The sequence below is a fragment of the Bradyrhizobium diversitatis genome, assembly GCF_016031635.1.
GTDB lineage: Bacteria > Pseudomonadota > Alphaproteobacteria > Rhizobiales > Xanthobacteraceae > Bradyrhizobium > Bradyrhizobium diversitatis.
Window position 1 is genome coordinate 1 of record NZ_JACEGD010000087.1, and the last position, 5,453, is coordinate 5,453.

Annotated in this window: 5 protein-coding genes; 2 read left to right on the forward strand and 3 right to left on the reverse strand. The window is 57.7% G+C overall.

Translation table 11 applies throughout. The features are described 5' to 3' along the window. Positions 1-267 (forward strand): transposase (locus H1B27_RS39475; protein WP_197969757.1); only part of this gene is annotated, 267 nt, incomplete at its 5' end. Between the two features lie 475 nt (positions 268-742). Here H1B27_RS39475 and H1B27_RS39480 read toward each other — a convergent pair. Together H1B27_RS39480 and aepX are read right to left on the reverse strand one after the other, a co-directional pair. Beyond that, the gene (locus tag H1B27_RS39480) at positions 743-1,501 is read right to left on the reverse strand and encodes a phosphocholine cytidylyltransferase family protein (RefSeq protein WP_197969758.1); all 759 of its coding nucleotides are present in this window, start codon (positions 1,499-1,501) and stop codon (positions 743-745) included. A gap of 267 nt (positions 1,502-1,768) precedes the next feature. Continuing rightward, on the reverse strand, positions 1,769-2,716 hold the full coding sequence (aepX, locus tag H1B27_RS39485; RefSeq protein WP_376709033.1) for a phosphoenolpyruvate mutase: 948 nt from the start codon (positions 2,714-2,716) through the stop codon (positions 1,769-1,771). A 1,191-nt stretch (positions 2,717-3,907) separates the two neighbouring features. On the opposite strand from aepX, the gene H1B27_RS39490 reads away from it, so the two are divergent. After that, on the forward strand, positions 3,908-4,990 hold the full coding sequence (locus tag H1B27_RS39490; RefSeq protein ID WP_197969760.1) for a cytochrome-c peroxidase: 1,083 nt from the start codon (positions 3,908-3,910) through the stop codon (positions 4,988-4,990). A gap of 198 nt (positions 4,991-5,188) precedes the next feature. Here the strand turns inward: H1B27_RS39490 and H1B27_RS39495 are convergent. Continuing rightward, positions 5,189-5,453 (reverse strand): transposase (locus tag H1B27_RS39495; protein WP_197967811.1); only part of this gene is annotated, 265 nt, incomplete at its 5' end.

A 5,453-nucleotide genomic window follows, 5' to 3' on the forward strand; every position in this document is an offset into this window, starting at 1 on the left:
AATCATTCCGCCCACATATCGAGAGAGACCAGAGCCTGGCTCGATACACGACCGGCCGGCCGCTTCGAATTTACCTTCACGCCCAAGCACGGCTCCTGGCTCAACCTCATCGAGGGCTTCTTCTCCAAGTTCGCCCGCTCCGTCCTGCGCCACATCCGGGTGACTTCAAAACACGAGCTCAAGCAGCGCATCATGGCCGGCATCGACGATGTCAATCGCCACCCTGTCATCCACACTTGGTCCTACAAGCTTGCCGAGGCCGCCTGATATGATTCAAACCAAGAAAACGCTGACCTAGTGAGATCCACCATGACGCCGCCCATCTCGGCGCAAAATGCTTGGAAATTCGCAAATCAGAAGGGAGTAGGCGAACGTCGAAAGCGACGTGCGCAGCACAATCCGATCAGCGCTTGGGCGGGTCCGCCGGCGCATCCTTTTTGCGGAGAAGCACACTGCGTCCAATGGTTCGGCGATCGTGTTCGCAAAAAGCATTCCGTCCGCCAATTCGCTCCGCTTGCCCCGCCGCGCGCTGAGGTCTTTCCGCAGATAATCCTGCGCACGGCAAGATAGCGGCCCACGGAGCCGTGTAACGTTCCCAATGCTCCTATGAGGCGCGTACGCTTCCTCGTCCGTCGCGGCGCACACGCGGATCGCATCGAGGGGCCCTTCAGCATCGTCGTCGCTGGCCACCTGGACCTGCCACTTTGCCTGAAGTTTATCCGGCAGGGCCCAAGGGGTCCGCTCAGCTGAAAATGCGCTCCGCCATGCGCAGATCGTCGACGCTGTCGATTTCGTACCACTTGAGATCGTCACAACAAGCCGCTGCGAGCTTTAGGCCACGCCTTTCCACCAGGTCCGCAAGAAGCTCCTCGATATACGCCCGCCTGGCTCCCGAAGCGATGATATCGTCAAGCGCCGGGACGATCGTTTCCCGGAGTGTCGACGCTGAGAAGCGCAGCAGGTTCATCGTCTTGAACAGTCTTGGACCATCCGTCGCAACATTTGCGGCGGTTTGCTTCATTCGGAAAGCTGAGATCAAGCCGCTATCCGACAACACAACTGCTGTCCCCTCCATCAGCTCGTTGAAAGGAGCTACCGCAGCCGTATCAGTCGCCGGTCCGAGTAATAGGTAACGCAACGCACCCTCCTCGAAAAAGACGTCGCCCTCGAGAAGAAAGCTGTCGCCGGAAAGAAGTGCGTCGCGTGCCAACCATAAGGAATATGCGCTGCCGGTGTGCTCGAAGACGGACGACTCCACATATTTGATTTCGAGCTCACCAAAGCGGCTGCCGCAGGCATATTGAATAGCGTCCTTCCGGTAACCGACGACGATCGTCACCTCCTCGACCCCGACCACTTGCAGATTGCGGAGAGCGTTGTGAAGGATCGGAGTGCCGTTGACCTCGACTAGCGGCTTGGGGCGCAGATCGGTCAGCGGACGCAGGCGCGAACCCAAGCCAGCCGCAAGAATGACGGCCCTCTTGGGACCATTGCAAATCATTGAATATCCTTTTCATTAGCACGGCTGTGTCGCCGTCATTTTAGGCGTTAGGGACTGATGGCGACTGGCACCGGAGCGGAGAAATCAGAAGCGCGGCAACGTATAGAGAGAGAGAGCGATCAGTGAGAGCCGTCGCGCATTGTGTGATATCTCCGATCCCAGAATGGCAACCTAAAGCGTCGATGGGCATTCCCGTGAAGCATGTGTCGACGGGAGGCGCAGGACTCGTTCAAGGAGGGCGACTGCCAGCAGGAGAAGTGAGATAGGTCAGGGGAGGTTGAGATATCGCGTTTCCGCATGGGCAAGTTCGTCGTACCTCAGCAATTCAAAAAGTTCGTCGATAGCTGCGATATTTGGCTCAACGCCGGCAATACTCTCTTCGGCAATGATGCGATCGCAGACCTGTCGCATGGCCAATATTGCCGCTCGCACAGAATGGTTGGCCCAAATCACGGTGGAGATGCCGGCATCACGGTAGGCAGAGACAGGCGTTCGATAGTATTTCGTTGGAACGATCACGACAGGCAGGCGGTTTTGCCACGCAGTTGCAAAGGAGATGACCTCCTCCGCGGTGCTCTTGCGCGAATGAATGAGGATCGCATCGGCGCCCGCCGCAGCGTAAGCGCTAGCACGTGAAAGTGCTTCGTCCAATCCACGGCCGGCTATCAGCGCTTCGGTCCGCGCCACCAGAACCAAGTCGTCCGCCACTGTATCCTTTACTGCGCGCAGTCGACCGGAGAACTCGTCGATGTCGGCTAGCGAATGCCGATCCCCGACAAACGAGTTGATCTTCGGAAAACAGCTGTCCTCCAGGGCAATTCCGGCAGCGCCACGCTGGCGAAGTTTGCGCGCCACAAGGCGCGCATTGTTGAAATTCCCGAACCCGCCGTCGCCGTCAACGAGCACAGGCAATTCGCTCGAGTCCACTATGCGCTCGACCACGTCGACGAACTGGCTCCACGAAGCCTCATTGGCATCGCGGTAGCCGAGACAGCTTGCAATGGATAGGCCCGAGGCCCAGAGGCCTTTGAAGCCCGCGCGCTTGGCAATCGCGCTCGAAAGCGCATCATGAGCTTCCATCAGGAACAAGAGGTCGCTTTTGGAACAGATCTCAACGCGAAGCTCTTGTGCGAGTGACGGACCTGCGCGTCCCTCTGGGCGATTCGCGACAGCCGATTTTGGTTGATATTGCATGCCGATTCCTTGCAGGTTCATTCGACCTGTCGGGCTTACAGTACGTGCTTGGTCCAGGTCTCGATGACCAAGTCGATTGGGCGATCCCGCAGCTCTATCAACAACTGACACAGGTGTGTCATCTTAAGCAATTGCCAGCGCTGGTAGTTGACCGCGGCACAAGCCGTTCCACCTTGTAAAGGGGCGGCTGCACCTCAAGAAATCCCACGATTGATCGCTGGTCGGTGAAAAGTCGAAGAGCGCACGCGTTGGGCAGCCAGCGAACCTGATCGGTCCGCGGCTTCTCTTGCTGCACGACATAGGGAAAACCTGGTGGTCCCGACTTACGCCTGGCGTTGCCAAGCCTAATCCGCGCAAATCGGGGTGGACGTCTTCCATCCCCGGTTGAGATTGGCTGCAGTGTTCACCTCTATTGCGCGTCTGCGCTCTCGCGCAGATGCGGTGAGCAAACGCACCCTCAGCCGTGCTCGTTCGATATCAGCCACTTTCGGGACCACTCGAAACGGCGGTGTCCGATTTACGACGCAGCCCGCTTCGATCGCGTGATGCGACGAAGTCGATCATTGATGTTCCAGAGCGTTGGTCTCCAAGCGGGTTCGCGAGCGACCCAACTGGTACGAGATTTGCTGCGCTCATCTCAAGTTCTAGAAGTTATGGAGGAGGACCGCGTGCGCGGTGTCGTCTCGATGAAGCAGGTTGCCGACCCCCGCAGCTTGCGTGCGTTCTGTAAACAACGGCCAGAAGGAAGCAAACCATTAGCAGCTTATCGCAACCCGCAATTCCAGCGGAGGAGTCCCGCGTGAACGACGGCGATTTGATCCCCACCGAAATCCATGAACGCAATGATCTTCGACGTCCCCCATCGGGAGTGCAACTCACGGATCCTGCCGCTGGTACCGCTGGAGCCGCTCTCGCACATGCGGGGCGGCGCGCGCTCGCGCGACCAGATCCGGCGAAGTGCAGCATAGAAGTGCCCGCCCAGGAGCCACGCAAGTGGACGCAGATCTGCCGCAGCTTGTACAAGCGTGTCGCGCGAAAAGATCGGCATTACGTCCCCTAGGTCTACGCGTGAACAAAGCCGAGACGTTTTGCTCTGTTGTGAATACTGACTGCGGGGCCTGAAGCATGAATATCGAGTGGTGTTGCAGCGCGTTGGCCCGGGCGGGCGCCCTATGTGGCGTCGTACCCTCCAATTTCCCGGAACCGGTAGAGATGAAACTTATTGGAAGAAAGTCAGCGGTCCCAGTGCTCCGCCTTGCACGCACGTTACGTGCTGCGGCCGTTGCGATTCTGATCTCATCATCAGCTGGTGCAGATGATGATTTGATGGAAGCTGCTCGTCAGACTTTCAAGCCGATCCCCTCGGTCGTTCCTGCAGTGAAGGACAACCCGGTCACCCACGAGAAGGTCGAACTTGGCAAGATGCTGTTCTTCGATCCGCGTGTGTCGGCTAGCGGGATCATCAGCTGTAATACCTGTCACAATCTTGGTACAGGCGGAGTGGATGCCGGACCGACTTCCGTGGGTCACGGCTGGCAACGAGGGCCACGTCGGGCTCCCACCGTCTACAACGCGGTCTTCAATGTGGCGCAGTTCTGGGATGGACGCGCCGCAGACCTCAAGACGCAAGCAAAGGGGCCCGTGCAGGCGAGTGTCGAAATGAACGCGACTCCAGATCGTGTCATCAGCACGCTGAATTCGATGAACGACTATGTGGTCATGTTCAAAAAGGCATTCCCAAACGAGGTGGCGCCGGTCACCTTTGACAACTTCGCTCGGGCGATCGAGGCTTTTGAAGCGATTCTCATTACGCCCGCGGCCCCGTTCGATCAGTACCTTGAAGGCAATACGAATGCTCTCGACGATCAGCAGAAAGCAGGGTTGAAGCTGTTCATGGAAACAGGATGCGCCTCCTGTCACAATGGAATCAATGTCGGCGGACAGGATTATTTTCCATTTGGCGCGATCAAAAAGCCAAGCACAAGCCTGCTTCCGATCGCCGACAAAGGCCGATTCGCGGTCACAAAGGTGGCCGGCGACGAATACGTTTTTCGATCAGCGCCGCTACGCAACGTCGCGCTGCGACCGCCGTATTTCCATTCAGGTCAGGTTTGGAGCCTTAAGCGAGCCGTTGGCGTAATGGCTGAAGTTCAGCTTGGCGTTAAGCTCGGCGACAAGGAAGAGAACGATATTGTCGCGTTTTTGAATTCGTTGACCGGGCAGCTGCCCAAGATCGAGTATCCGATATTGCCCACGCGGACCGACACGACGCCGCTGCCGTCTCTGGGCAAATAGTAAGTGTCTTCCGAGCGGCATTGCGCGTTGTTGAGTGTGACGACTGCGGTGCGGGAGGCCGGGCGTCGGCAATCCAAGACGTCGCAAAGTGACAGCGATAAGAACAGGATGCGAAGCAAGTGACCGATCACCAACGTTCACTGCCAAAAGCTCTGTTTTCTTCCTATCTAGGTCAGCGTTTTCTTGGTTTGAATCATATCAGGCGGCCTCGGCAAGCTTGTAGGACCAAGTGTGGATGACAGGGTGGCGATTGACATCGTCGATGCCGGCCATGATGCGCTGCTTGAGCTCGTGTTTTGAAGTCACCCGGATGTGGCGCAGGACGGAGCGGGCGAACTTGGAGAAGAAGCCCTCGATGAGGTTGAGCCAGGAGCCGTGCTTGGGCGTGAAGGTAAATTCGAAGCGGCCGGCCGGTCGTGTATCGAGCCAGGCTCTGGTCTCTCTCGATATGTGGGCGGAATGA